This window comes from Shinella sp. Sh6, from assembly GCF_055392685.1.
Genome location: NZ_AP044005.1, coordinates 509458 through 532504 on the forward strand (window position 1 = coordinate 509458; position 23047 = coordinate 532504).

Genomic DNA, 23047 nt, shown 5'->3' on the forward strand with positions numbered 1-23047 from the left:
ACGATGGGCGAAACGCCGCTCCATCCAATCTCCCCCCTTGAGGGGGAGATGCCCGGCAGGGCAGAGGGGGGTACGCCGATGACCGACACCATCCGCGCCCGCCGCGAACGCCTGCTCGGCCGCAACATGTCGCTCTTCTACGAGGACCCGGTCCATCTGGTGAGGGGCGAGGGCGTGTGGCTGTGGGATGCGGACGGGCGGAAATATCTCGACTGCTACAACAACGTGCCGCATGTCGGACATTGCCATCCGCGCGTGGTGGAGGCGATCTGCCGGCAGGCATCAACCCTCAACACCCATACCCGCTACCTGCACGAAGGCATCCTCGACTATGTCGAGCGCCTGACCGCCACCTTCGACGAGAGCCTTGACACGGCGATCCTCACCTGCACCGGCAGCGAGGCGAACGACGTGGCGCTGCGCATGGCTCAGGCGGTGACGGGAAAGACCGGCGTGATCGCCACCGACTTCACCTATCACGGCAATACAGCGGCAGTCTCGCAGCTTTCCACCCGCATGCCGCCCGTCGGCGGCTATGGCGGGCATGTGCGCCATGTGCCGGCGCCCGATGCCTGGCGCCCGCTCGGCGGGGAGGGCGGCAAGGCCTTCGCCGAGGCCTTCGCGGCGAAGGTGGAGGAGGCCATCGCCTCCTTGCAGGAAAGCCCCTTCGGCTTCTCCGCGCTGATCGTCGATCCGTTCTTCGCCAACGAGGGTTTCCCGGATTTGCCGGAAGGCTTCCTCGCCCCCGCCGTCGCGGCGGTGAGAAAGGCGGGCGGCCTTCTCATCTGCGACGAGGTGCAGCCGGGCTTCGGCCGCACCGGCACCCATATGTGGGGCCATCAGAAGGCCGGCGTCGCCCCGGATATCGTCACCCTCGGCAAGCCGATGGGCAACGGCCATCCGGTCGGCGGCGTTGTCGCTGGGGCCGAAACGCTGAACGCCTTTCGCAAGGCCTTCCGCTATTTCAACACCTTCGGCGGCAACCCGGTTTCCTGTGCGGCCGCCATGGCCGTGCTCGACGTGCTGGAGGACGAGAAGCTGCGGGAAAACGCGCTGGCGGTCGGCACATACGCGCGGCAAGGCCTGCAGAAGCTCTCCGAAAAGCACGCCTTCATCGGCAATGTGCGCGGCAGCGGCCTGTTCTTCGGCGCCGAACTGGTGCTCGACCGGAAGGAGAAGACCCCGGCCGCCGACATCGCCACGCGCGTCATCAACGGCATGCGCGAGCGCGGCGTCCTGATGGGCAAGCTCGGCATCCACCAGAACGCCACGAAGATCCGCCCGCCCATGCCCTTCTCGAAGGAGAATGCCGACCTGATGCTGTCGACCCTCGACGACGTCCTCGGCGGGCTCTGAACCATGGACGGCATGGCCGAGACCCTGACGCAGCGGGCCGTCGCCGCCCTTGCCCATTGGGACCTGCCCGGGCAGGTGCCGGAGCTCATCAAGTACCGCGAGAACGCGGTCTTCAAGGTGAGGCTCGCCTGGGGCGAGCCGGCAGCGCTCCGTCTCCATCGCCAGGCCTATCATTCCGCGGCCGCGCTCGCCTCGGAGCTCGCCTTCATGGCGAACCTGCGCGACCGGGGCCTTGCCGTGCCGCAGCCGATCCCGGCGGCGAACGGCGCGCTGCTCGTCGCCTTCGGCGAAGGACCCTTCCATGCCGACCTGATCGGCTGGGTGGAAGGCGAGCCGCTCGGCGAGACGGGCGTTCTCCTCGCCGGGAAGGGCCGCGACCTTGCCGCGATCTTCCGCGCCATCGGCCGCGAGATGGCGCTGCTGCACGGCGCGGCGGACGCCTTCCGCCAGCCGGTTAGCTTCGAGCGCCCGGCCTGGGATGCGGCGGGCCTGCTCGGCGCGGCGCCGTTCTGGGGCCGGTTCTGGGATTGCCCGATGCTGGCGGCGGAGGACCGGGCCTATCTGACGGGCCTTCGCGAAACGCTCGCCGCCCGGCTCGCGGCCATCGCCCCGGGGCTCGACTACGGCCTGATCCATGCCGATATTGTGCGGGAGAACATCTTCGTGCAGGGAGATGCCGTCGCCTTCATCGATTTCGACGATTGCGGCTTCGGCTTCCGCCTGTTCGACCTTGCGACGACGCTTTTGCGCAACCGCCGCGAGCCGGCCTATCCGGCGCTCTCGGCCGCGCTGATCGAAGGCTATGCCCGGATCCGGCCGCAGGTCGAGGCGGAGCTGGAGCACCTGCCGCTCTTCCTGCTTTTGCGCGCGCTCACCTATATCGGCTGGGCGGCGGCGCGGCCCGATCTTCCCGACAACGCGGCCCGCCTTCAGCGCTACATCGCCGAGGTCCGCGCGCTCGCCGAAGGCTAGCGCGGTTCGCCCTTCCCGGGCGATATCGTCGCCCGAAGCGGCAAACATTACGGAAATATAATGATCCCAAGGGCTTCTCCTTGAGGGCAAGGGGTGCCACATGTCCTTTGAAGGGACGAAGAGGCAAAGCCTCGACTTGTGGAACAGCGATGACCAGCACCGTAAAACCGCACAAGGACGATCAGGCCGCCGGGGATGCCGGCCGGACGAACGTGACCTTCATGCCCGGCGCGACGCCCCCCGTTCGCCGCAAGCGCCGCTCGCGCGCCTGGATCTGGCTGCCGGCGCTCGCCCTTCTCGCCGGCGCCGGCTATTACGGCTGGCGCGCCTATGCGCCGGCCGAGACCGCGGAGGCCGTCGTCACCCAGCCTGTCGTGCGCGGCGATATCGAGAACGCCGTGACGGCGGTGGGAACGCTGGAAGCGGTGAAATCCGTCGATGCGGGCGCGCAGGTCTCCGGCCAGTTGAAGGCGCTGCATGTCGCCATCGGCGATACGGTGACGAAGGACGAGCTCGTCGCCGAGATCGACCCCGCGACCATCGAGAACCGCATCGAGATCGACCGGGCGGAGCTCGCCAATCTCCAGGCGCAGCAAGAGGCCAAGAAGGCCCAGCTCGTGTTCAAGCAGGCCAATATCGACCGCCAGCGCTCGCTCGTCGCCGGCAATGCCGCGGCAAAACAGGCGCTCGACCAGGCGGTGGCCGACCTTGCGAGCGCCAAGGCCGATGTCGACGCCATCGAGGCGCAGATCCGCAAGCAGCAGGCGACCCTTGCCGGCGACGAGGTGGACCTCGGCTATACCAAGATCTACGCGCCCATGGCCGGCACCATTGTCGCCAACCCGGTGAAGGAGGGGCAGACGCTGAACTCCGCCCAGTCCGCCCCCACCATCGTGACGGTCGCCGACCTTTCCACCATGACGGTGCGCGCGGAAGTCTCCGAGGCCGATGTCGGCCGGCTGAAGGTCGGCATGGAGGCCTATTTCACGCTGCTCGGTCAGCCGGGCAAGCGCTTTGCCGGCAAGCTGCGCCAGATCGAACCGACGCCGACCGTCGAGAACAATGTCGTGCTCTACAATGCCCTCTTCGACGTGCCGAACCCGGACGGCGAGCTGATGACGTCGATGAGCGCGCAGGTCTTCTTCGTGCAGGCCGCCGCCCGCGACGTGCTCGTGGTGCCGGCCGGCGCCGTGCGGATGAAGCGCGGCGAGGCCGGCGGCAAGCCGCAGGCCGAGGTGACGGTGGTGGCTGCCTCCGGCGCAAGCGAGGTGCGCAAGGTCGAGACCGGCATCCGCAACCGCGTCAGCGTCGAGGTGAAGAGCGGGCTGGAAGAGGGCGAGCGCGTCGTCGTCACCCCCGGCTCGGACGGCCAGTCGGCGGGCAGCGGCAACAATCGGGGCTCGCGCCGCGGCATGCGCATGCCGCCGATGTTCTGAGGAGGGGGCGATGAGCGCGCTCCTCTCGCTTCGCGACGTCACCAAGACCTACGAGAACGGCGGCCTTTCCGTCGAGGTGCTGCACGGCATCTCGCTCGATATCGAGGCGGGCGAGTTCGTCGCGATCATCGGCCAGTCCGGCTCGGGCAAGTCGACGCTGATGAACATCCTCGGCTGCCTCGACCAGCCGACCTCCGGCGACTACCGCATCGACGGCGTGCCGGTTTCCGACTTCGACGGCGACGAGCTTGCGGGCCTTCGCCGGCGCACCTTCGGCTTCGTCTTCCAGAGCTACAACCTCATCCCGACGGCGAGCGCCCGCGAGAATGTCGAGGTGCCGGCGATCTATGCCGGCCTTCCCGCACGCGCCCGGCAGGAGCGGGCGGACATGCTGCTCGGCTCGCTGAAGCTCGGCGACCGGCTCGACCACCGGCCGAACCAGCTTTCCGGCGGCCAGCAGCAGCGCGTTTCCATCGCCCGCGCGCTGATGAACGGCGGCCGCGTCATCCTCGCCGACGAGCCGACCGGCGCGCTCGACAGCCAGAGCGGCGAGGAGGTGATGGCGCTGCTGCGCCGGATGAACGAGGACGGCCACACGGTCATCCTCATCACCCATTCGCGCGAGGTGGCGGAGGCCGCCGACCGGCTGATCGAGATCCGCGACGGCCGCATCATCGCCGACCGCAACCGCAAGCCGCGCGCCTCCGGTGAGGCAGCGGCCGGCCTGCAAAAGGCGGTCAAGGAAGGCTCTGCCGCCATCGCCGACATTTCCGAGGCGGTCAAGATGGCCTTCCGCGCGTTGCGCGCCAATCTTTTCCGCACGGTCCTCACGCTGCTCGGCATCGTCATCGGCGTCGGCTCGGTGGTGGCGATGCTGGCGATCGGCACCGGCGCGCAGAATTCCGTGCTCGACCGCATCTCCGCCATGGGCTCGGACCTCCTGCTGGTGCGCCCGAGCATGGCGAATTTCCGCGGCGGCGGCAGCGCGCCCGTCACGCTCATCCCCTCCGACGCCGATGCGATCCTCGAAGTGCCGAACGTCACCTTCGCCGTGCCGGAGATGACGAGCTCCGTCACCGTGCGCTACGGCAATATCGACTACCAGACGACGGCGAACGGCACGGTGCCGGCCTTCCCGCGCGCGAAATCCTGGAAGGTCGCCTCCGGCGAGTTCATCAACCAGGACGACATGGACACCTATGCTCCCGTCGTCGTGCTGGGGCAGACGGTGGCGAAGACCCTGTTTGCGGACGGCGGCAATCCGCTCGGCCAATATGTCCTCGTCAACAAGATCCCCTTCCAGGTGATCGGCGTGATGGCGGAGATGGGGGCGAGCGCCGGCGGCAACGACCAGGACGACACGATGCTGGTGCCGCTGTCGACCGGCAGCATGCGGCTCTTCGGCCAGCGCAACGTGCGCACCATCACCGTGCAGGTGGAGGATGCCGCCGCCATCGACGCCACGCAGGATGCCATCCAGACGCTGCTCAACCAGCGCCACAAGGCCGAGGACACGCAGATCACCAACATGTCCTCCGTGCGCGAGGCCTTCACCGAGACGTCGAACACGATGAAGCTGTTCCTCGGCTCGGTCGCGGCCATCTCGCTGCTCGTCGGCGGCATCGGCGTGATGAACATCATGCTGGTGAGCGTGCGCGAGCGCACCCGCGAGATCGGCGTGCGCATGGCGACCGGCGCGCGCCGGCGCGACATCCTCTTCCAGTTCCTCATCGAGGCGCTGGTCGTCTCGGCGATCGGCGGGGCCATCGGCGTCGTGCTGGGGCTCTCGGTCGGCGGGCTTGCGCAGGTCTTCGGCCTGCCCGTCAGCTTCACCGTCGGGCCGGTCGCGCTCGCCTTCGCCTGCTCGTTCCTGACGGGCCTCGTCTTCGGCTACCTGCCCGCGCGCAACGCCTCGCACCTCCAGCCGGCCGTGGCGCTCAGCGCGGATTAAGCGGCAAGCCAGGCTGTGCGATAGGCGTCGAGGCCGGGGACGGCCGAGGGCGCGACATGGGTTTCCGGCGCTGCAACCGGGGCAATCCCGGCCAGCAGCGCCGCGCCCTGGCTTGTGCCGGTCGAGCCAGGCACGGCGATGACGGGCCGCCCGGTCAGCGCGGCAAGGAGGATGCGGTAGAGCCCGTTCGCCGCGAAGGGGCCTTCCACCACGGTCGGCCCGCCCGCGCCGATCAGGCCGAGGCAGGCCTCGTTCATCAGCGCAAGATAGAGGCAGGCGGCCGCGTGCCGTTCGGCGCGGCGTGCGCCCTCGGCATTCACCCAGCGGCTTTGGCGGCCCGGGAAGGGACCGGAGCCGGAAACGACATTCGGCAGAAGCATCATCCCCTTGGCGATCACCGAAGGCAGCGCAGCCGTTGCTTCCTCTTCCGAAACGTTGCCGATCTCCGCGGACAGCATCTCGAACTCCCGTCCGCCCATGAAGCGGGAGGAGGGCACAGCGCGGCCGTAGGCGTCGACATTGGCGAGCGTATCGCGCGCCGGATCGAGATGCGCGAGATCGCCGCCGACGGCGAAGTTGATGACCCAGGTGCCCGTCGAGACGACGGAGAACGGCGCCTTGCGCCCCACCAGATGCGGCAGCAGCGAGGCGTTGGAATCGTGGATGCCGCAATGGACCGGGACGGACGTGCCGATGACCGCGGCGATCTCCGGCAGCACCAACCCGAGCGCATCGAAGGCCGGGCGCACCGGCGCCATCAGCGGGCGGATGCCGAGCGTATCGACCAGCGCGGAATAGGCGCCCGCCTTCGGGTTCCACAGGTCGGTATGGCAGCCGAGCGAGGTCACCTCGTTGGCGGCGATACCCGTCAGCCGGGCAGCCCAGTATTGCGGATAGGTGACGATGGCCGCGACCCGTGCGAAATCCTCCGGGAAGACGGTCTTTTGATAATGCAGCTGCGCGCCGAGATTGAGCCCCATGGCAAGGCGCGGCGAGAAGGTCTCGGCAAAAGGCGGGCGCAGGGCGTCATAGGCCGCGCGGATGTCCGCCGGGTATTCGTGCTCGTAGTCGAGGACGGGCAGGACGAGCCCCCCGTCGGCATCGAGAAGCGCGGCGGACGCGCCATGCGTGGTGATCGAGATGGCATCGAAGCCGGGGTCGGCGGCAAAGCGCCGGAAGGCATCGAGCGCGAAGGCCCACAGCGCCTCCACGTCGTAGTGCGGGTAGGAGCCGTCCTCGAGGACGGTGTTGGGTGTTCGGGCGCTGGCGATTTCCGCGCCCGTTTCCGCGTCGAGGACGACGACCTTGGCATTGGTCTTGCCGATGTCGAGAACGGCGATATGGGTCATGGCATGTGGAAGACGGAAACGAGGTCGCTCTGGACGGGGGAATTGTCCGGATTGGTCTCCATGATGTCCGCCATATGCGCCCACCAGCGCTTCATCACGGGATGATCGGGCAGGGCCGCCATCGTGTGGTCCGCCGTCCGGGTGAGGAGGCCGAAGAGGATGTTCGTCTCTGGGTCGAGGTGGATCGAATAGTCGGAAACGCCGGCCTCGCGCAGCAGGCTCACAAGCTCCGGCCAGATTTCGTCATGGCGCTTCCTGTATTCCGCCGCCATGCCGGGATTGAGTTTCATCTTGAAGGCATACCGCTCCATCAGGCTTTCCTCGCATGCTTGATCCGCCGCGCGATGATCGGCAGGGCGATGGTGACGATCAGGAGGAGGCCGATGAAGATGGACATGACGATGCCCGGCACGTTGAGGAGGCCGAGGCCGAAGGTGACGAGGCCCATGACGAACGCGGCGATGACGACGCCGGCGATGGTGCCCGCCCCGCCGAGGATCGACACGCCGCCGAGCACGACCATCGTCACCACTTCCAGCTCCCACCCTTGCGCGATGGAGGGGCGGGTGGAGCCGAGGCGGGAGGTGAGGCAGACGGCGGCGATCCCGCTCATCAGGCCGGTCAGGAGGAAGAGGATGAACTTCACCCTCTCGACCGGAATGCCGGAGAAGCGGGCGGCAAGCGGGTTGTTGCCGATGACATAGACCTGCCGGCCGAAATTCGTCCGGTGCAGCAGCACGCCGAAGACCGCGGCCATGACGAGGAAGAGCACGAATTCGAAGGAGAAGACCCAGGCGACATAGCCCTGGCCGAACCAGGCGAAGTCGGCGGGGTATTTGCCATAAGCCTGATCGCCGAGCACGATATAGGAAATGCCGCGGAAGAGGCTCATCGTGCCGATGGTGACGACGATGGAGGGCAGCTTGAGGCCGGCGACCAGCACGCCGTTGAAGGCGCCGCAGGCAAGGCCGGTGCCGATGCCGATGGCCACGAGCCCCGGCGTGCCGAGCCCGGTCTGCGCCGCCGCGCCCATGGCGGTGGAGGCGAGCGCGATGATCGCGGCGACGGAAAGGTCGATCTCGCCCGCGATGATCAGCAGCGCCATGGCGAAGGCGATCAGCGCCTTTTCCGTGAAGTTGAACGTGGCGTCGGAAAGGTTCCAGGCGTTCAGGAAATAGGGCGAGGCGAGCGAATTGGCGATGAAGATCGCCACCGCCACGGCAAAGAGCAGCACTTCCCAGCTTGCGAGGAGACGCGTGAAGGGCGTGCCGAGCCGGTCGGGGATCTGGCGGCGGGTTGCGGTCTCGCCGGTCGTTGCGGTGCTCATGCCAGCTTCTCCTTGGCGGCGCGCTCACGCAGGATGATGCGGCCCTTCTTCTTCTCGGCGCGGGCGTTGAAGACCACGGCGAGGATGATGACGACGCCCGAGATTGCCATCTGCGCGAAGGGCGAGATGCCGATGACGGGCAGCGCATTCTTGATGACGCCGAGGAAGAGCGCGCCGAGCACGGTGCCGATGACCGTGCCGATGCCGCCGGCAATGGAAATGCCGCCGATGACGCAGGCCGCGACCGTGTCCAGCTCGAAGCCGGCGGCGATGTCGACATAGGCGACCGCATAGCGCGACACCCAGAGATAGCCGGAAAGGCCGGCAAGCGCCCCGGAAAGCACGAAGGCGAGGAAGCGCGCGCGGCCGACGTCGATGCCGGCATAGACCGCCGCCGTCGGATTGCCGCCCGAGGCATAAGCCGACCGGCCGAAGGGCGTGCGCATCAGCACGAACCACATGGCGAGCACGATGGCGATGGCGAGCCAGGAGAGGATCGGCAGGCCGAGGACGGGAAGGCGCGGCAGGTTGAGGAAATCGGGCGTCATCTGGTGGGCGTTCACCCAGCCGCCGCCGGAAAGCACGAAGGCCATGCCGCGATAGATGGTGAGCGTGCCGAGCGTCACGACGATGGGCGGGATCTGCAGCAGCCAGACGAGGAAGCCGTTGATCGCGCCCATCGCCGCGCCGATGACGACGGCGAGCACGATAAGAAGGGCAAGCGGCAGGCCGGGATAGGCCGCGTCCAGCATGGCGACGGCCATGCCGGTGAAGGCAAGGTTCGCCGCCACCGAAAGGTCGATGGATTTCGTCAGGATCACCGTCATCTGCCCGAGGGCGAGGATGATGAGGATCGACGTGTCGTTGAAGATGTTGGCGAGGTTGGCGGGCGCGGCAAAGCCGGCCGCGCGCGTCGCAAAGCCGGCGATCATCACGAGGATGATCAGCGCCAGCAGGAGTTCACGGTTCTTCAGGAGACGCTGCATGGTGATCCGTCCTTATGCATTGCCGGTCGCCGCGCGCACCAGCGTTTCCGCCGTCAGCCCCTCGCGGTCGTAGATGCCCGCCATCAGGCCCTCGCGCATCACCATGACGCGGTCCGACATGCCGAGGATTTCCGGCAGTTCGGACGAGACCATGATGATGGAAAGGCCCTCGCCGGCAAGTTCCGAGATGAAGGCGTGGACGGCCGCTTTCGAGCCGATGTCGATGCCCTTGGTGGGCTCGTCGAGGATGATGACCTTCGGCCGCGTGGCGAGCCACTTGCCGATCACCACCTTCTGCTGGTTGCCGCCCGAAAGCGTGCCGACCGGCACGGAAAGCGCGGCGGCGCGAAGGTCCAGCCGCTCGGCATATTTGCGCGCCAGCGAGAATTCGTTCGCCGCCTTGAGGAAGCCGCGCACGGAGGTGCGGGCAAGCGAGGGCAGCGACATGTTCTGGAAGATGGGCATGTCGAGCGCGAGCCCGTGCCGCCCGCGCTCCTCCGGCACGTAGACGATGCCGGCGGCAATCGCATCGGCGGAGGAGCGGATGACGATTTCGCGCCCGTCGAGGAAGGTCTTGCCCGAAGCGGGCACGGTCGTTCCGAACAGCGACTGGCAGACTTCCGAGCGCCCCGCGCCGATGAGGCCGTAGACACCGAGGATCTCGCCGCGGCGAAGCTCGAAGGAGATGTCGCGGAATTCGGTGTCGTGACAGTAGCCCTCGACCTTGAGCACGGTCTCGCCGATGGCGACCTTGCTCTTGGGGAAGACGTCATGCACGTCGCGGCCCACCATGAGGCGCACGATCTCTTCCTGCGGGGTCTCCTTGAGGCGCCCCGCGCCGACCATGCGCCCGTCGCGGAAGACGGCGTAGTTCTCGGCGATCTCGTAGACCTCGTCGAACTTGTGGCTGATGAAGAGGATGGCCTTGTCTTGTTTCTTCAGGGTCTCGACGATGCGGAAGAGGTCGTCGATCTCCTTGCGCGAAAGGGCGGCGGTCGGCTCGTCCATGATGACGATGCGCGCTTCCACGGAGAGCGCGCGGGCGATCGCCACCAGATGCCGCTGGGCGATGGAAAGGTCCTTCAGCTTGATCGTCGGGTCGATGTCGCTTTCGAGCTGGTGCATCAGCGCGCGGGCGCGCTCGTTGATGGTCTTCCAGTCGATGAGGCCGAAGCGCGTGCGCGGCGCATGGCCGAGGAAGATGTTCTCGCCGACCGTCAATTCGTCGAAAAGCACGGTCTCCTGGTGGATGGCGGTGACGCCGGCGTCGATGGCGGCCTGCGCATTGGCGAAGGTGACGGGCGCGCCGTCCATGACGATCTCGCCCTCGTTGGGGCGGTAGATGCCGGTGAGGATCTTCACCAGCGTCGACTTGCCCGCGCCGTTCTCGCCGATCAGCGCGGTCACCTGACCCGGATAGAGCGCGATATCGACACCGTCGAGCGCCTTCACGCCGGGAAAGATCTGCGAGATGCCGCGCATCTCCAGAATGGGCGCGCCGACCGTTTCGGCCTTCGTGGCAATCATCGAGGATGCAACGCTTCTCATCAGGTACACCGGAAAATGGAAAGAGACCCGGCGGCGATGCGCCGCCGGGAAGACGTTCGGAAGATCAGAAGATCTTCGAGAACTGGTCGATGTTCGAGGCGTCGTAGACGAAGGGATCGGCCATGGCGGCTTCACCGTTGTCGCCGACCTTGATCTTGCCCATGCGGCCGGCCTCGATTTCCGAGCCCGGAGCGCCGTCCGTGTCGCCCTTGACGAGGTGATAGGCGATCTGGGTTGCCGAATAGCCGAGGTCGATCGGGTTCCAGATGGCGAATTCCTTCGTCGCGCCCGACTTGATGGCGCCGGCCATTTCGGAGGGAAGGCCGAGGCCCGTCACGTAGACCTCGCCGATCTTGCCGGCATCCTTGACGGCCTGCGAGGCGGCGAGAACGCCCACCGTCGTCGGCGCGACGATGACCTTGACGTTCGGCTGCGAGGTGAGCAGGCCGTTGGCCTCGCGGTAGGACTTGTCGGCAAGGTCGTCGCCGTAGACGGTGGTGACGAGGTTGAGGCCGGGGAAGTCCTTGAGCTGCTTCTTCATTTCCTCGATCCAGATGTTCTGGTTGGTCGAGGTGGTCGTCGCGGACAGGATCGCGAAGTCACCCTTGCCGTCCGGCAGGTGGTCCTTGGCAAGCTGCAGGCACATCTTGCCGATCAGCTCGTTGGAGGAGGGGTTGAGGTGCATGATGCGGCCTTCCGGCGCGACGCCCGAATCCCAGGAGATTACCTTGATGCCGCGCTGCTGGGCCTTCTTGAGGGCCGGCACGACGGCGTCCGGGTCGTTCGCCGAAATCGCGATGGCGTCGACGCCCTGGGCGATCAGCGAGTTGATGACCTCGATCTGGCCTTCGGCCGTCGTCGTGGTCGGGCCGGTATAGATGATCTCGACGCCGCCGAGTTCCTTGGCGGCCTCTTCCGCGCCCTTGTTGGCGGCTTCGAAGAAGCCGTTGCCGAGCGACTTGACGAGCAGCGCGATCTTCATGTCGGCGGCGCTGGCTGAGGACATCATGGCGGTAAGCGCGAGCGCGGCGCCGGCGAGCAGTTTCGTGGATAGTTTCATTGTCTTCCTCCCGATGTTGAAACCAAAGTCACTCCTCCCGGCGCCGTTCCTAGGCCGCCGAGGTGGAATCCTCCTTCTCCGTCGAAGCCATCGGCTTCACGGTGATGAGCTTTATGCCGGCATGGGCGAGCATCGTGGCCGCCTCGTCCGAAATCCTGTCGTCGGTGATGATCGTCGAGACGTTCTCGAGCGGGCACAGGATGAGGCTGGAGCGCCGGTCGAACTTGCTGGAATCGGCCATGACGATCAGCTCCTCGGCCTGGCGCATCAGCTTCTGCTCGCTCTGGATGACCAGCGCGTCCGATTCCATGATGCCGAGCGCGTTGACGCCCTGCGCGCCGATGAACATGCGCCGCGCATAGAAATTGCGGATCGCGTCGTTGTCGAAGGGCGAGAGGATCAGGCTCTGGTCGCGGTAGATCGCCCCGCCCGGAACGCTGACCGTGCATTTGGAGTGCTTCACCAGATGCTCGGCGATGGCGAAGGAATTGGTCATGACCTGAAGGCGGCGGGCCGACATGAAATGCACCATCTGGAACGTCGTGGTGCCGCCGTTGATGACGATGGAATCGCCCTCCTCGCACAGCTCGACCGCGCGGCGGGCGATTGCGCGCTTGCGATCGATATTGATCGATTCGGAAACCTTGAACGGACGCGCGGCCAGATTGCCGAGCTGCGGGGGATGCATGGCCTCGGCGCCGCCGCGCACGCGGCGCAGCTTGCCCTGCACGTGCAGGGCGGCGATGTCGCGGCGGATCGTGGCCTCGGATGCCTCGGTCAGTTCGGCGATATCCTGCACCGTCACGACGGGCTTTTCCTGGATTGCGCTCAAAATGATGCGATGGCGTTCGCGTTCGTGCATGGGGCTCCTCCTGAGGATGATTTATTCGTATTCTTTTTATCCTGTCAATCAGAAACGATCAAAAAAGATCATGTTGCGCTGCACAATGATCTTTAATGATCAAAAATGATTGACATTGCGGGAAGGAATGCGCCATAGCTCGCACAGAAGGAGACGGGAGGCCGGCGTGGCGTCCCGCCAAGTGTCAAGCCAGGGAGGAAATCATGACGGGTCAGCCCCGCCTTCTCGAAAACCGTTGGGATGATGCCCATGCCGCAAAGCTCGACGAGCCCGGCAAGCTGCTCTACCGCTCCAACCTCCTCGGCGCCGACAAGCGCATAACCAATTACGGCGGCGGCAACACGTCGGCCAAGGTGGCGGAAACCGATCCGCTGACCGGCGAAAAGGCCCGCGTCATGTGGGTGAAGGGTTCGGGCGGCGACGTCGGCACGATCAGGCTCGACGGTTTCGCCACCCTCTACATGGACAAGCTGGAGGCCCTGAAGGGCATCTACAAGGGCGTCCATGACGAGGACCGCATGGTCGGCTTCCTGCCGCACTGCACCTTCAACCTCAACCCGCGCGCCGCCTCCATCGACACGCCGCTCCACGGCTTCGTGCCCTATACGCATGTCGACCATATGCATCCGGACGCGATCATTACCATTGCCGCGGCGAAGAACTCGAAGGAGCTGACGGCAAAGATATTCGGCGACGACATCGGCTGGCTGCCCTGGCGCCGCCCCGGCTTCCAGCTCGGCCTCGACCTCGAAGCCTTCGTCAAGGCGAACCCCAAGGCGAGGGGCGTCGTCCTCGAAAGCCATGGCCTCTTCACCTGGGCGAACGACGCCAAGGACTGCTACCTCCTGACGCTGGAGATCATCAACAAGGCGATCGCGTGGTTCGCGAAGGAGACGGAAGGCAAGACGATCTTCGGCGGCGCCGTCGCACAGAGCCTCGGTGAAGCCGAGCGCCGCGCCGTCGCCGCGAAGCTGATGCCGGAAATCCGCGGCCGCATCGGCAAGGGCGAGCGCAAGCTCGGCCATTTCGACGACCAGCCCGCCGTGCTCGAATTCGTCAATTCGAAGGACCTGAAGCCGCTCGGCAGCCTCGGCACCTCCTGCCCGGACCATTTCCTGCGCACGAAGATCCGCCCGCTGATCGTCGATTTCGATCCGGCAAAGCCCGATGCCGACGCCGTGATCGCCGGCCTCGACAAGGCGCTGGAAGACTACCGCGCCGATTACACGCGCTATTACGAAACCTGCAAGCACGACAATTCGCCGAAGATGCGCGACCCCAACCCGGTCATCTTCCTCGTGCCGGGCGTCGGCATGTTCTCCTTCGCCAAGGACAAGGCGACCGCGCGCATAGCCGGCGAGTTCTACGTCAACGCCATCAACGTGATGCGCGGCGCGTCCACGGTCTCCGAATATCAGGGCCTGCCCGAGCAGGAGGCCTTCGATATCGAATACTGGCTGCTGGAGGAGGCGAAGCTCCAGCGCATGCCGAAGCCGAAGAGCCTTGCCGGCCGCGTCGCCCTCATCACCGGCGGGGCCGGCGGGATCGGCCGCGCGACGGCCGAGCGGCTGGCGGGCGAGGGCGCCTGCGTGGTGCTCGCCGATATCGATGCCGATGCGCTTGGCGAGGTCGGCTCGGACTTCGCGAAGAAATACAGCGGCGACGCGGTGCGCACCGTCCAGCTCAACGTGACGGACGAGGCCGGCGTGATCGCCGCCTTCGCGCAAGCCTGCGTCGAGTTCGGCGGCGTCGATATCCTCGTCTCCAATGCCGGCATCGCCTCTTCCGCGCCCGTCGAAAGCACCGAGCTTTCGATGTGGAACAAGAACATGGACATTCTGGCGACCGGCTATTTCCTCGTCTCGCGCGAGGCGTTCCGCCTCTTCCGCCGGCAGGCGCTTGGCGGCAACGTGGTCTTCGTCGCCTCCAAGAACGGCCTTGCCTCCTCGCCGAACGCCTCGGCCTATTGCACCGCCAAGGCCGCCGAGATCCATCTTGCGCGCTGCCTTGCGCTCGAAGGGGCGGAAGCGGGCATCCGCGTTAACACCGTCAATCCCGACGCGGTGCTGCGCGGCTCGAAGATCTGGGGCGGCGAATGGCGCGAACAGCGCGCCGCCTCCTCCAAGATCGAGGTGAGCGAGCTGGAGGAGCACTACCGCAAGCGTTCGATGCTCAAGCTGAACGTCTTCCCGGAGGACATCGCAGAGGCCATCTATTTCCTCGCTTCCGACCTTTCGGCGAAGTCGACGGGCAATATCATCAACGTGGATGCCGGCAACGCGCAGAGTTTTCCGCGCTGATCAGGGAGGCTGGAAATGGCTGAGTTCAAGATCGCGGCGGATGTGATCGTCGCGGAAAACGACAAGCGGGCCGGGGCGCTGCGGGAGGACTACGACGCGCTCGGCGCCAATCTCGCCCGCCGCGGCATCGACATCGAGGCCGTCACGGCGAAGGTGGCAAAATTCTTCGTTGCCGTGCCCTCCTGGGGCGTCGGCACGGGCGGCACGCGCTTCGCGCGCTTTCCCGGCACCGGCGAGCCGCGCGGCATCTTCGACAAGCTGGACGACTGCTCGGTCATCCAGCAGTTGACGCGGGCGACGCCCAATGTCTCCCTGCATATCCCGTGGGACAAGGCGGACCCGAAGGAGCTGAAGGCGAAGGGCGACGCGCTCGGCCTCGGCTTCGACGCGATGAATTCCAACACCTTCTCCGACGCGCCCGGCCAGGCGCATTCCTACAAATACGGCTCGCTCAGCCATACGGACGCGGCAACGCGCGCCCAGGCGGTCGAGCACAATCTGGAATGCATCGAGATCGGCAGGGCCATCGGCTCGAAGGCGCTGACGGTGTGGGTCGGCGACGGCTCCAACTTCCCCGGCCAGAGCAACTTCACCAAGGCGTTCGAGCGCTACCTTGCCGCCATGGCGGAGATCTACAAGGCGCTGCCGGACGACTGGAAGCTCTTCTCCGAGCACAAGATGTACGAGCCGGCCTTCTATTCGACGGTCGTGCAGGACTGGGGCACCAACTACCTCATCGCCCAGACGCTCGGCCCCAAGGCCCAGTGCCTCGTCGACCTCGGCCACCACGCGCCGAACACCAATATCGAGATGATCGTCGCCCGGCTCATCCAGTTCGGCAAGCTCGGCGGCTTCCATTTCAACGATTCGAAATACGGCGACGACGACCTCGATGCCGGCGCCATCGAGCCCTACCGCCTGTTCCTCGTCTTCAACGAGCTGGTGGATGCCGAGGAGCGCGGGGCCAGGGGCTTCCACCCGGCCCATATGATTGACCAGTCGCACAATGTCACCGATCCGATCGAGAGCCTGATCAACAGCGCGAACGAGATCCGCCGCGCCTATGCGCAGGCCCTTCTCGTCGACCGCAAGGCGCTCGAAGGCCATCAGGACGGCAACGACGCATTGATGGCGACCGAGACGCTGAAGCGCGCCTACCGCACCGATGTGGAGCCGATCCTCGCCGAAACCCGACGTCGCACGGGCGGGGCCATCGACCCGGTCGCCGCCTATCGCGCCAGCGGCTACCGCCGCAAGGTCGCGGCCGAGCGGCCGGCCTCCGCCGCCGGTGGCGGCGGCATCATCTGAGCGGGCACGGCAGGAGGAGGATCACGCCTCCTTCCTGTTGCGGAAGCTGGCATTGCCGAGGCCGGTGCCGATGGTGACGGCCGCCCAGCGCTCCGTATCGGCCATGCGCGGGGCCTCCGAAAGGCCCTGCACGACCGCGTCGTTGTGCATGATGACGAAGGTGGGCTCGCCGCTAATGGCGGGGATCGCCTTGCGCAACGCCTCGGGCAGGTTGAAATGGGTGCTTTCCCAGTTGCCGCCCGGAAGGTTCTGCCCGCCGCGGGCAATCGACCCGTCCGCCGCGATCACGCCCGGGCAGCCGATGCCGATGACGGGCGCCAGCGTCAGCTTGGCCTTCTCCGCCTTGGCGATCAGCCCCTCGATCATCTCGACGAGATATTCGATGGTGGCGGTGCGCTTCGGCTCGTCGTCGGCATGGCGCCAGAGCTCCGATTTCCAGACCTTCGCCTTGGAGAAATCCGGCTTGTCGTCGAGGTTGAGCTTGACGACGCCGGCGCGGATGTTCGTGCCGCCGATATCGACGGCGAGGATGGCGTCGTGCCCCTTCAGCATCCAGGAGGGAATGAGGTGGACCGCGCCGAGAAGGCCGGCCTCGTCTGGATGATGGCCGATCGGCACGAGCTCCACCTTCATGCCCTCGGCGCGAAGGAGAAGCTGGGTGCGCGCCATCGCCATCAGCCCGGCCTTGCTGTCGCTGAACCCGCCGCCGACCACGATCCGGCGCGTTCCCTTCCAGGCGTCCTCATCAAGATAGCGAAGGAGAATGCCGGCGAGCGCTGCCGCGAAATCGTCGACGGCCGCGCGCACGAGCGTCGCCGCCTCGCTCTCGCCGTCCTTCAGCAATCCGTCGATGTCCTTCTTGGAAAGATCGTCGGTCGGCGTGTCGCCGAGGGGATCGGGCCCGCCCGCGCGCACCCGCTTGCGCCAGCCGTCGAGGGCATCGCGGAAGGCGGTCTTGTTGGCGCGGTCGCCGATGAAGCCGGCCTTGTCGCGCAGTTCCAGATTGTAGCTTGCGACCTCGACCTTTGGCAGGTCGCCGGCGCCATGGGAGACCGGCGCGCCGATCTCGTCATCCTGTCTTGCCTGCCGTTTGCGCTGTTCGCTGCCCATGCCCGCTCCCTTGCGTATGCGGATTGGAAATGCGGCGAAGCGAAAGTTGTTCCTCGCAGAACCCTTGCCGGCGGGCGATTGCGGCCTAATTGCAGGTGTCATGCTAGACGACGACGAACAATTGCAACCGTCCGATGCGGCGATCCGCCATCTGGTCCGCCGCCTGCTCGCCGAGCCGGACCGCTGGGCCCTCTTCCTCGATATCGACGGCACGCTGATCGACCTTGCCGTGACGCCGGACGCCATCCAGGTGCCGCTGTCGCTGACGGCGAACCTTTCCGCCGTCTCCTCCCGCCTCGGCGGGGCGCTGGCGCTGGTGACGGGGCGGAGCCTTGCCTATGCGGACGAGCTGTTCTCCCCCGCCCGCTTTCCCATCGCCGGCCTGCACGGCGCGGAGCTGCGGGCCGTCGACGGCGGAACGACCGTCGCCCGCGCCACCCCCGCCTTTACGGAATTGAAGCGCCGGCTGGTGGAGGAGACCGCCTGGATGGAGGGCGTGCTGATCGAGGACAAGGGCGCGGCCATCGCCGCGCACTACCGGCTGGCCCCGGCGCTCGACACGGCGCTGGAGAAGATCATGCGGGATTTCGCCGAGAAGGCGGGGCCGGACTGGATGTTGCAGCCCGGCAAGATGGTCTTCGAGGTGCGCCCCTCGCGCGCCAGCAAGGGCGATGCGGTCGCTTCCTTCCTGGAGCAGGCGCCGTTTGCCGGCCGCCTGCCGATTGCCGTCGGCGACGACCTGACGGACGAATCGATGTTCGCGCTCGCCAATGCGCGCGGCGGCCAGTCGATCCGCGTCGGCTCGCTGTCGCATGCCACCTGCGCGCTCGCCCGTGCCTCCTCGCCCTCGGCCATCCGCACGGCGCTTGCCACTGTCGCGGCGGGGGAACCGGCTGCCTCCGGCATCGCGGCCGCGCGCTAGCTTCTTGCGGAACGGTTCCAGAGGGTGAGAAGCGGGCCGGCGCGGCCGTAGAGCGGATCGCTGCCCGGCACCGGCAGCGCGGCGATGATCTTCAATTCGCCGGGCGTTGCCGCCGCCGTCTCGATATCGGCATGCTGGCCCGGCGGATAGCCGCCGACGACGAGGAAGTCGTCGCTCGCCGAGAGGCGCCTGTGGCCGGTGCCGGCCGGAAGCACGAGGCAATCGCCCGCCTCGACATCGAGGCTTGCGCCCTCCGGCCCGCCGATGAGGAGCTCGGCCTTCCCCTCGGCGATGCCGAGCACTTCGTGCGCGCCGACATGATAATGCTGGTAGGAGAAGACGCCGTTGCGCCACACGCCTTCCCAGCCTGAATCGTAGAAAAGGCCCTCGAAGGCGTGCGCCCGGTCGTCGACCTCGGGACCGAGGACCCCGCGATAGACGAGCACCGGAAGGAAAGGGTGGTTCGGCACCCATTCGCTTGCGGAAAAGAACAGCGTTTCCGGCTGCCGCATCGTTGTTTCGCCTGCTGAGGTCATGGGATTGTTTCCGGATTTCGCTGGGAAGGAAATTCCGCAAGATCATGTTTGTTCCCGCGGAACATTCCGTCAGGATCGCGGTTTCTCCCCTGTCTTGAAGGGAGGACGAAATGGAAGAGGTTTCCAATATCCAGTTGCATTTCGACGTTCTGAGTTGCCGCGCGCTCCTGTCCTGCGAGGGCAAGGATTATGTCCTGCCGGATACGTATCCCAATCGCGACGCCGCGCGGGCAGCCGCGCAGAAATTCGCCTGGGAACGACTGGGGCTGAAGAGCCGGCGCGCCGGGCGGCCGTCGGACATCGCGATCTGGCTGCGCTAGCATAGAGCCTTGCAACGGATGCGAAACTCCGTAAACCTCGAAGGCAGATAAACGGAGGTCTGGCGTGAGCGTCGCATTCGTCAAGGAAGAGAGCGCCGAAACGGCGGCGGAAACCCAACTGCCGGACCGCCCCGTCTCGCTGCATCCCAATCTCGTCACCGAAACCGGCCCCAAGGCGCTGGAGCATGCGCTTCAGACCGCGCGCGAAGCCTTCGAGGCGGCGAACGCCGTCGAGGACGCCAACGAGCGGCGCCGGCAGGCGGCCGGCCCGGCGCGCGACCTTCGCTATTTCTCCGAGCGGCTGCGCACCGCCCAGCCCATGCCGCCGCCGGCCGACAACGAGACGGTCGCCTTCGGCAGCACCGTCACCTTCAGCCGTGACGACGGGCGCGTGCAGACCTACCGCATCGTCGGCGAGGACGAGGCCGATCCCAAGATGGGCACGATCTCCTACGTTTCGCCCGTCGCAAGGCTCCTGCTGGGCAAATCCGTCGGCGACGTCGTCACCATCGGCGAGCAGGAGCTCGAGGTGATGACGATCGCCTGAAACGAAGAGGCCGGCGAGAGCTGGCCTTCGTTTGGCAGGAGATTTTCCACGCCTTTTCCTCTCCCTCTTCCTCCTTTCAGTATTCCCCATCGCCTCACCTCTTCTATCCTCCCCCCCGTCCTCTCCCGCCTCCATCCTCCCCCCTCCCCCACCTCCATCCTCCCCCCACCTGCGTCATCCTCGGGCTTGACCCATCCCCACCCTGTGGCGTGGATGGTTGGGTCAAGCCCGACCATGACGATAGGAGAGGGCGAGGGAACGGAACGGAACGGAACAGAAGGGAGGGGAAAGGAAAGGGAGGGTAGCGGAATGAGAGGGAAGATAACGGAACGGACGGAGACGAAACGGACGGAAACGGACCGGAAAGAAACGGACCGGCGGGGAGCGAAAAAGGGCCGGCTTTCGCCGGCCCTTCCTATGCTCAGAAGCTGACGGCGCGGTCGCCGTCTTCGTCCTTTATGCGGGTCGGCAGGCCGATCCGGTTCAGGAGGTTGATGAAGGGCTTCGGCGGCAGTTCCTCAACGTTCGCCATCGTCTTCACGTCCCATTCGCCGGTGGCGACCAGCATCGCGGCGGCGACCGGCGGGACGCCGGCGGTGTAGGAGATGCCCTGGCTGCCCACTTCCTCATAGGCTTCCTTGTGGTCGGCCACGTTGTAGATGAAGACGGTCTTCTCCTTGCCATCCTTCAGGCCCTTCACGTAGTCGCCGATGCAGGTCTTGCCCTCGTAGCCGGGGGCGAGCGAGGCCGGATCGGGCAGCACGGCCTTGACGACCTTGAGCGGCACGACTTCGAGGCCCTCGGCCGTCTTGACCGGTTGCTCGGAGAGAAGGCCGAGGTTCTTCAGGACGGTGAAGACGTTGATGTAGTGATCGCCGAAGCCCATCCAGAAGCGGACATTCGCGCCATCCATGTTCTTCGCCAGCGAATGCACCTCGTCGTGGCCGCACAGATAAGCGCGCCGCGTGCCGACGACCGGCAGGTCGTAGTCCTTGCCGATCTCGAACATCTTGTTGGTTTGCCACCCGCCGTTCTGCCAGGAATAGACGACGCCGGTGAATTCACGGAAGTTGATTTCCGGATCGAAGTTCGTGGCGAAATACTTGCCGTGGCTGCCGGCATTGATGTCGACGATGTCGACGTCGGTGACCGTGTCGAGATATTCGTCCTTGGCGAGGCGAGCATAGGCGTTGACGACGCCCGGGTCGAAGCCGGCGCCGAGGATGGCGGTGATGCCTTTCTCCGCGCATTCGGCGGCGCGCTTCCACTCGTAGTTCCCGTACCACGGCGGCGTCTCGCAGATCTTGCCCGGCTCCTCGTGGATCGCCGTGTCGATATAGGCGACGCCCGTGTCCATGCAGGCGCGCAGCACCGACATGTTGAGGAAGGCGGTGCCGACATTGATGACGATCTGCGACCTCGTCGACGCGATGAGCGCCTTGGTGGCCTCGATGTCGAGCGCGTCGAGCGCATGGCCTTCCAGCACGCCCGGCTGTTTCATCGCCTTCTTCTCATGGACCGACGCGATGATCTTGTCGCACTTCGCTTTTGTGCGCGAAGCGATATGGATGTCGCCGAGCACGTCGTTGTTCTGGGCGCATTTGTGCGCCACGACCTGTGCAACGCCGCCGGCGCCGATGATGAGCACGTTCTTCTTCATGTCCCGGAATAGCTCCTTCTGGGTTGGATAGGGGGTTCAGGAAAGGCTTGTCTCGTAGTCCGCATAGGAAAATTCGCGGACGGTGCGGATGTTTCCGTCGAGCTCGCGGATGGCGATGGCCGGCATCTTCACGCCGTTGAACCAGTTCTTCTTGACCATCGTGTAGCCGGCCGCATCCTGGATGGAGATGCGGTCGCCGACCTTCAGCTCCTTCTCGAAATCGAACTCGCCGAAGATATCGCCGGCAAGGCACGACTTGCCGCAGACCATGTAGCGGTGCGGCCCTGTATTGGGCGAGAGCTTGGCGTTCTCCCGGTAGATCAGGAGGTCCAGCATGTGCGCCTCGATGGAACTGTCGACGACGGCGAGGTGCTTGCCGTTGTCGAGAAGGTCGAGCACCGTCGTCTCCAGCGTCGTCGATTTGGTGATCGAGGCTTCGCCGGGCTCCAGGTAGACTTGCACACCGTATTCACCGGCAAAGCGCTTCAGCCGCTCGGCGAATTTTTCGAGCGGATAGTTTTCGCCGGTAAAATGGATGCCGCCGCCGAGGCTCACCCATTCGGCCCTCTTCAGAAGGGGGGCGAATTTCTCCTCGATGGTGCCGAGCATGCGGTCGAAGAGATCGAAATCGCCGTTCTCGCAATTGTTGTGGATCATGAAGCCGGAGATGCGGTCCATCACCGGCTCGACCTTTTTCACGTCCCATTCGCCGAGCCGCGAGAAGGGGCGGGCGGGATCGGCAAGGTCGAAGCTGGAGGACGAGATGCCGGGATTGAGGCGAAGGCCGCGCACGATGCCGGCCGCCCTGTCGGCGAAACGGTCGAGCTGGCCGATGGAGTTGAAGATGATCTTGTCGGCGTGGCTGACGACCTCGTCGATCTCGTAGTCGGCATAGGCGACGGAATAGGCGTGCGTCTCCTTGCCGAAGCGCTCGTGGCCGAGGCGCACCTCGTTGAGCGAGGAGGAGGTGGTGCCGTCCATGTACTCGCGCATGAAATCGAAGACCGACCAGGTGGCGAAGCATTTCAGCGCCAGCAGCGCCCTGGCGCCGGAAAGTTCGCGCAGGCGCGCGACCTTCTCCATGTTGATGAGGAGCTTCGACTTGTCGATCAGATAGTAGGGCGTCGTCAGGGACATGGGGACCTGTCTTCCGTGGGGAGTGGCAATGCGAAAACGCCGCGCGCACGGAAGGCATCGCCCTCCGCTACGCGGGGTCTCGGACTGGAAACCGGATGTTACGGTATCGTCGTGCGGACACGGCGGTGCGACAGCGCCTTGGCGCGGTGCCGTGCCGGCAGGAGAGCGGGCAGGCGCGGTGTCTTCACCGGCCGCATGGGGCCGGTGGGCGCAACGGCATAAAAGCCAGAGCGTGCCGCGATGGCACGCATCGAAAAGCGTTCTTCCGTTCGGGGGGCATCGACCGAGCCCATCCCCGATTGGAAGAGGGCGTCGCAAGACATGGCGTCCTCCCCAACCAGCAGATGAAACCTGCACTAA

The 23047-nt window shown here is 66.0% G+C and carries 21 protein-coding genes; 9 read left to right on the plus strand and 12 right to left on the minus strand.

The genetic code is table 11. From position 1 onward, the window contains the following. Window positions 1-78 precede the first annotated feature (78 nt). From ACZ5TO_RS02385 to ACZ5TO_RS02400, 4 genes are all read left to right on the plus strand, one after another. A complete protein-coding gene (locus ACZ5TO_RS02385) occupies window positions 79-1356 on the plus strand; it encodes an aspartate aminotransferase family protein (RefSeq protein WP_464799402.1) in 1278 nt (425 codons plus the stop codon). A gap of 3 nt (window positions 1357-1359) precedes the next feature. Continuing rightward, window positions 1360-2328: a phosphotransferase enzyme family protein gene (locus tag ACZ5TO_RS02390; RefSeq protein ID WP_464799403.1), complete on the plus strand. Its 969-nt coding sequence runs from the start codon at window positions 1360-1362 to the stop codon at window positions 2326-2328. A 149-nt stretch (window positions 2329-2477) separates the two neighbouring features. Then, complete coding sequence (locus ACZ5TO_RS02395; RefSeq protein WP_464799404.1) at window positions 2478-3764, plus strand: efflux RND transporter periplasmic adaptor subunit; 1287 nt, start codon at window positions 2478-2480, stop codon at window positions 3762-3764. Window positions 3765-3774: 10 nt separating this feature from the next. After that, on the plus strand, window positions 3775-5715 hold the full coding sequence (locus ACZ5TO_RS02400) for a MacB family efflux pump subunit (RefSeq protein WP_464799405.1): 1941 nt from the start codon (window positions 3775-3777) through the stop codon (window positions 5713-5715). Here ACZ5TO_RS02400 and ACZ5TO_RS02405 read toward each other — a convergent pair. The 7 genes from ACZ5TO_RS02405 to ACZ5TO_RS02435 all read right to left on the minus strand — a co-directional run bounded on the left by ACZ5TO_RS02405 (window position 5712) and on the right by ACZ5TO_RS02435 (window position 12847). Further along, window positions 5712-7064 (minus strand): FGGY-family carbohydrate kinase, encoded by a 1353-nt coding sequence (locus ACZ5TO_RS02405; protein ID WP_464799406.1) that lies wholly within the window; start codon window positions 7062-7064, stop codon window positions 5712-5714. The genes ACZ5TO_RS02400 and ACZ5TO_RS02405 overlap by 4 nt on opposite strands. Next, on the minus strand, window positions 7061-7375 hold the full coding sequence (rhaM, locus tag ACZ5TO_RS02410; RefSeq protein ID WP_184145068.1) for an L-rhamnose mutarotase: 315 nt from the start codon (window positions 7373-7375) through the stop codon (window positions 7061-7063). Before rhaM ends, ACZ5TO_RS02405 begins: the two co-directional genes overlap by 4 nt. Next, window positions 7375-8391 carry an ABC transporter permease gene (locus tag ACZ5TO_RS02415; RefSeq protein ID WP_464799407.1) on the minus strand — a complete coding sequence of 339 codons (1017 nt, stop codon included), beginning with the start codon at window positions 8389-8391 and terminating at the stop codon, window positions 7375-7377. The genes rhaM and ACZ5TO_RS02415 overlap by 1 nt, the downstream gene beginning before the upstream one ends. Then, a complete protein-coding gene (locus ACZ5TO_RS02420; protein ID WP_464799408.1) occupies window positions 8388-9377 on the minus strand; it encodes an ABC transporter permease in 990 nt (329 codons plus the stop codon). Before ACZ5TO_RS02420 ends, ACZ5TO_RS02415 begins: the two co-directional genes overlap by 4 nt. A gap of 12 nt (window positions 9378-9389) precedes the next feature. After that, window positions 9390-10925, minus strand: a complete 1536-nt coding sequence (locus tag ACZ5TO_RS02425; RefSeq protein WP_464799409.1) for a sugar ABC transporter ATP-binding protein — start codon at window positions 10923-10925, stop codon at window positions 9390-9392. Between the two features lie 64 nt (window positions 10926-10989). Beyond that, window positions 10990-11985 carry a rhamnose ABC transporter substrate-binding protein gene (gene rhaS / locus ACZ5TO_RS02430; protein ID WP_464799410.1) on the minus strand — a complete coding sequence of 332 codons (996 nt, stop codon included), beginning with the start codon at window positions 11983-11985 and terminating at the stop codon, window positions 10990-10992. Between the two features lie 49 nt (window positions 11986-12034). Next, entirely contained in the window at window positions 12035-12847 is an 813-nt protein-coding gene (locus ACZ5TO_RS02435) for a DeoR/GlpR family DNA-binding transcription regulator (RefSeq protein WP_464799411.1), read from the minus strand. Between the two features lie 203 nt (window positions 12848-13050). On the opposite strand from ACZ5TO_RS02435, the gene ACZ5TO_RS02440 reads away from it, so the two are divergent. Beyond that, a complete protein-coding gene (locus tag ACZ5TO_RS02440) occupies window positions 13051-15147 on the plus strand; it encodes a bifunctional rhamnulose-1-phosphate aldolase/short-chain dehydrogenase (RefSeq protein ID WP_464799412.1) in 2097 nt (698 codons plus the stop codon). Between the two features lie 15 nt (window positions 15148-15162). Further along, on the plus strand, window positions 15163-16455 hold the full coding sequence (gene rhaI / locus ACZ5TO_RS02445) for an L-rhamnose catabolism isomerase (RefSeq protein WP_464799413.1): 1293 nt from the start codon (window positions 15163-15165) through the stop codon (window positions 16453-16455). 21 nt (window positions 16456-16476) lie between these two features. Here the strand turns inward: rhaI and ACZ5TO_RS02450 are convergent, their stop codons facing one another. After that, a complete protein-coding gene (locus tag ACZ5TO_RS02450) occupies window positions 16477-17565 on the minus strand; it encodes an ROK family protein (RefSeq protein WP_464799414.1) in 1089 nt (362 codons plus the stop codon). Between the two features lie 100 nt (window positions 17566-17665). On the opposite strand from ACZ5TO_RS02450, the gene otsB reads away from it, so the two are divergent. After that, window positions 17666-18487 carry a trehalose-phosphatase gene (gene otsB, locus ACZ5TO_RS02455; protein WP_464799415.1) on the plus strand — a complete coding sequence of 274 codons (822 nt, stop codon included), beginning with the start codon at window positions 17666-17668 and terminating at the stop codon, window positions 18485-18487. On the opposite strand, the gene ACZ5TO_RS02460 is transcribed toward otsB, so the two are convergent. Continuing rightward, window positions 18484-19023 carry a cupin gene (locus ACZ5TO_RS02460; protein WP_464799416.1) on the minus strand — a complete coding sequence of 180 codons (540 nt, stop codon included), beginning with the start codon at window positions 19021-19023 and terminating at the stop codon, window positions 18484-18486. The two genes, otsB and ACZ5TO_RS02460, sit on opposite strands and share 4 nt — an antisense overlap. 110 nt (window positions 19024-19133) lie before the next feature. On the opposite strand from ACZ5TO_RS02460, the gene ACZ5TO_RS02465 reads away from it, so the two are divergent. Together ACZ5TO_RS02465 and greA are read left to right on the plus strand one after the other, a co-directional pair. Further along, complete coding sequence (locus ACZ5TO_RS02465; RefSeq protein WP_184145078.1) at window positions 19134-19343, plus strand: hypothetical protein; 210 nt, start codon at window positions 19134-19136, stop codon at window positions 19341-19343. A 64-nt stretch (window positions 19344-19407) separates the two neighbouring features. Next, window positions 19408-19890: a transcription elongation factor GreA gene (greA, locus tag ACZ5TO_RS02470; protein WP_464799417.1), complete on the plus strand. Its 483-nt coding sequence runs from the start codon at window positions 19408-19410 to the stop codon at window positions 19888-19890. Between the two features lie 421 nt (window positions 19891-20311). Here the strand turns inward: greA and ACZ5TO_RS02475 are convergent, their stop codons facing one another. The 3 genes from ACZ5TO_RS02475 to ACZ5TO_RS02485 form a co-directional block, all read right to left on the minus strand. After that, the gene (locus tag ACZ5TO_RS02475; protein ID WP_464799418.1) at window positions 20312-21550 is read right to left on the minus strand and encodes a saccharopine dehydrogenase family protein; all 1239 of its coding nucleotides are present in this window, start codon (window positions 21548-21550) and stop codon (window positions 20312-20314) included. A gap of 36 nt (window positions 21551-21586) precedes the next feature. Next, window positions 21587-22687 carry a carboxynorspermidine decarboxylase gene (locus ACZ5TO_RS02480; RefSeq protein ID WP_464799419.1) on the minus strand — a complete coding sequence of 367 codons (1101 nt, stop codon included), beginning with the start codon at window positions 22685-22687 and terminating at the stop codon, window positions 21587-21589. 98 nt (window positions 22688-22785) lie between these two features. Further along, window positions 22786-23010, minus strand: coding sequence for a hypothetical protein (locus ACZ5TO_RS02485; protein ID WP_464799420.1), 225 nt, complete (start codon window positions 23008-23010; stop codon window positions 22786-22788). Window positions 23011-23047 lie beyond the last annotated feature (37 nt).

Excerpts from the sequence above, each read along its gene's own strand:
- ACZ5TO_RS02440 (WP_464799412.1), top strand. The coding sequence starts at position 13,051 with ATGACGGGTCAGCCCCGCCTTCTCGAAAACCGTTGGGATGATGCCCAT.
- ACZ5TO_RS02425 (WP_464799409.1), bottom strand. The coding sequence starts at position 10,925 with ATGAGAAGCGTTGCATCCTCGATGATTGCCACGAAGGCCGAAACGGTC.
- ACZ5TO_RS02465 (WP_184145078.1), top strand. The coding sequence starts at position 19,134 with ATGGAAGAGGTTTCCAATATCCAGTTGCATTTCGACGTTCTGAGTTGC.
- rhaI (WP_464799413.1), top strand. The coding sequence starts at position 15,163 with ATGGCTGAGTTCAAGATCGCGGCGGATGTGATCGTCGCGGAAAACGAC.
- rhaS (WP_464799410.1), bottom strand. The coding sequence starts at position 11,985 with ATGAAACTATCCACGAAACTGCTCGCCGGCGCCGCGCTCGCGCTTACC.
- ACZ5TO_RS02475 (WP_464799418.1), bottom strand. The coding sequence starts at position 21,550 with ATGAAGAAGAACGTGCTCATCATCGGCGCCGGCGGCGTTGCACAGGTC.
- ACZ5TO_RS02400 (WP_464799405.1), top strand. The coding sequence starts at position 3,775 with ATGAGCGCGCTCCTCTCGCTTCGCGACGTCACCAAGACCTACGAGAAC.
- ACZ5TO_RS02460 (WP_464799416.1), bottom strand. The coding sequence starts at position 19,023 with ATGACCTCAGCAGGCGAAACAACGATGCGGCAGCCGGAAACGCTGTTC.
- rhaM (WP_184145068.1), bottom strand. The coding sequence starts at position 7,375 with ATGGAGCGGTATGCCTTCAAGATGAAACTCAATCCCGGCATGGCGGCG.
- ACZ5TO_RS02420 (WP_464799408.1), bottom strand. The coding sequence starts at position 9,377 with ATGCAGCGTCTCCTGAAGAACCGTGAACTCCTGCTGGCGCTGATCATC.
- ACZ5TO_RS02450 (WP_464799414.1), bottom strand. The coding sequence starts at position 17,565 with ATGGGCAGCGAACAGCGCAAACGGCAGGCAAGACAGGATGACGAGATC.
- ACZ5TO_RS02485 (WP_464799420.1), bottom strand. The coding sequence starts at position 23,010 with ATGTCTTGCGACGCCCTCTTCCAATCGGGGATGGGCTCGGTCGATGCC.
- ACZ5TO_RS02405 (WP_464799406.1), bottom strand. The coding sequence starts at position 7,064 with ATGACCCATATCGCCGTTCTCGACATCGGCAAGACCAATGCCAAGGTC.
- ACZ5TO_RS02385 (WP_464799402.1), top strand. The coding sequence starts at position 79 with ATGACCGACACCATCCGCGCCCGCCGCGAACGCCTGCTCGGCCGCAAC.
- ACZ5TO_RS02435 (WP_464799411.1), bottom strand. The coding sequence starts at position 12,847 with ATGCACGAACGCGAACGCCATCGCATCATTTTGAGCGCAATCCAGGAA.
- ACZ5TO_RS02395 (WP_464799404.1), top strand. The coding sequence starts at position 2,478 with ATGACCAGCACCGTAAAACCGCACAAGGACGATCAGGCCGCCGGGGAT.
- ACZ5TO_RS02480 (WP_464799419.1), bottom strand. The coding sequence starts at position 22,687 with ATGTCCCTGACGACGCCCTACTATCTGATCGACAAGTCGAAGCTCCTC.
- otsB (WP_464799415.1), top strand. The coding sequence starts at position 17,666 with ATGCTAGACGACGACGAACAATTGCAACCGTCCGATGCGGCGATCCGC.
- ACZ5TO_RS02390 (WP_464799403.1), top strand. The coding sequence starts at position 1,360 with ATGGACGGCATGGCCGAGACCCTGACGCAGCGGGCCGTCGCCGCCCTT.
- ACZ5TO_RS02415 (WP_464799407.1), bottom strand. The coding sequence starts at position 8,391 with ATGAGCACCGCAACGACCGGCGAGACCGCAACCCGCCGCCAGATCCCC.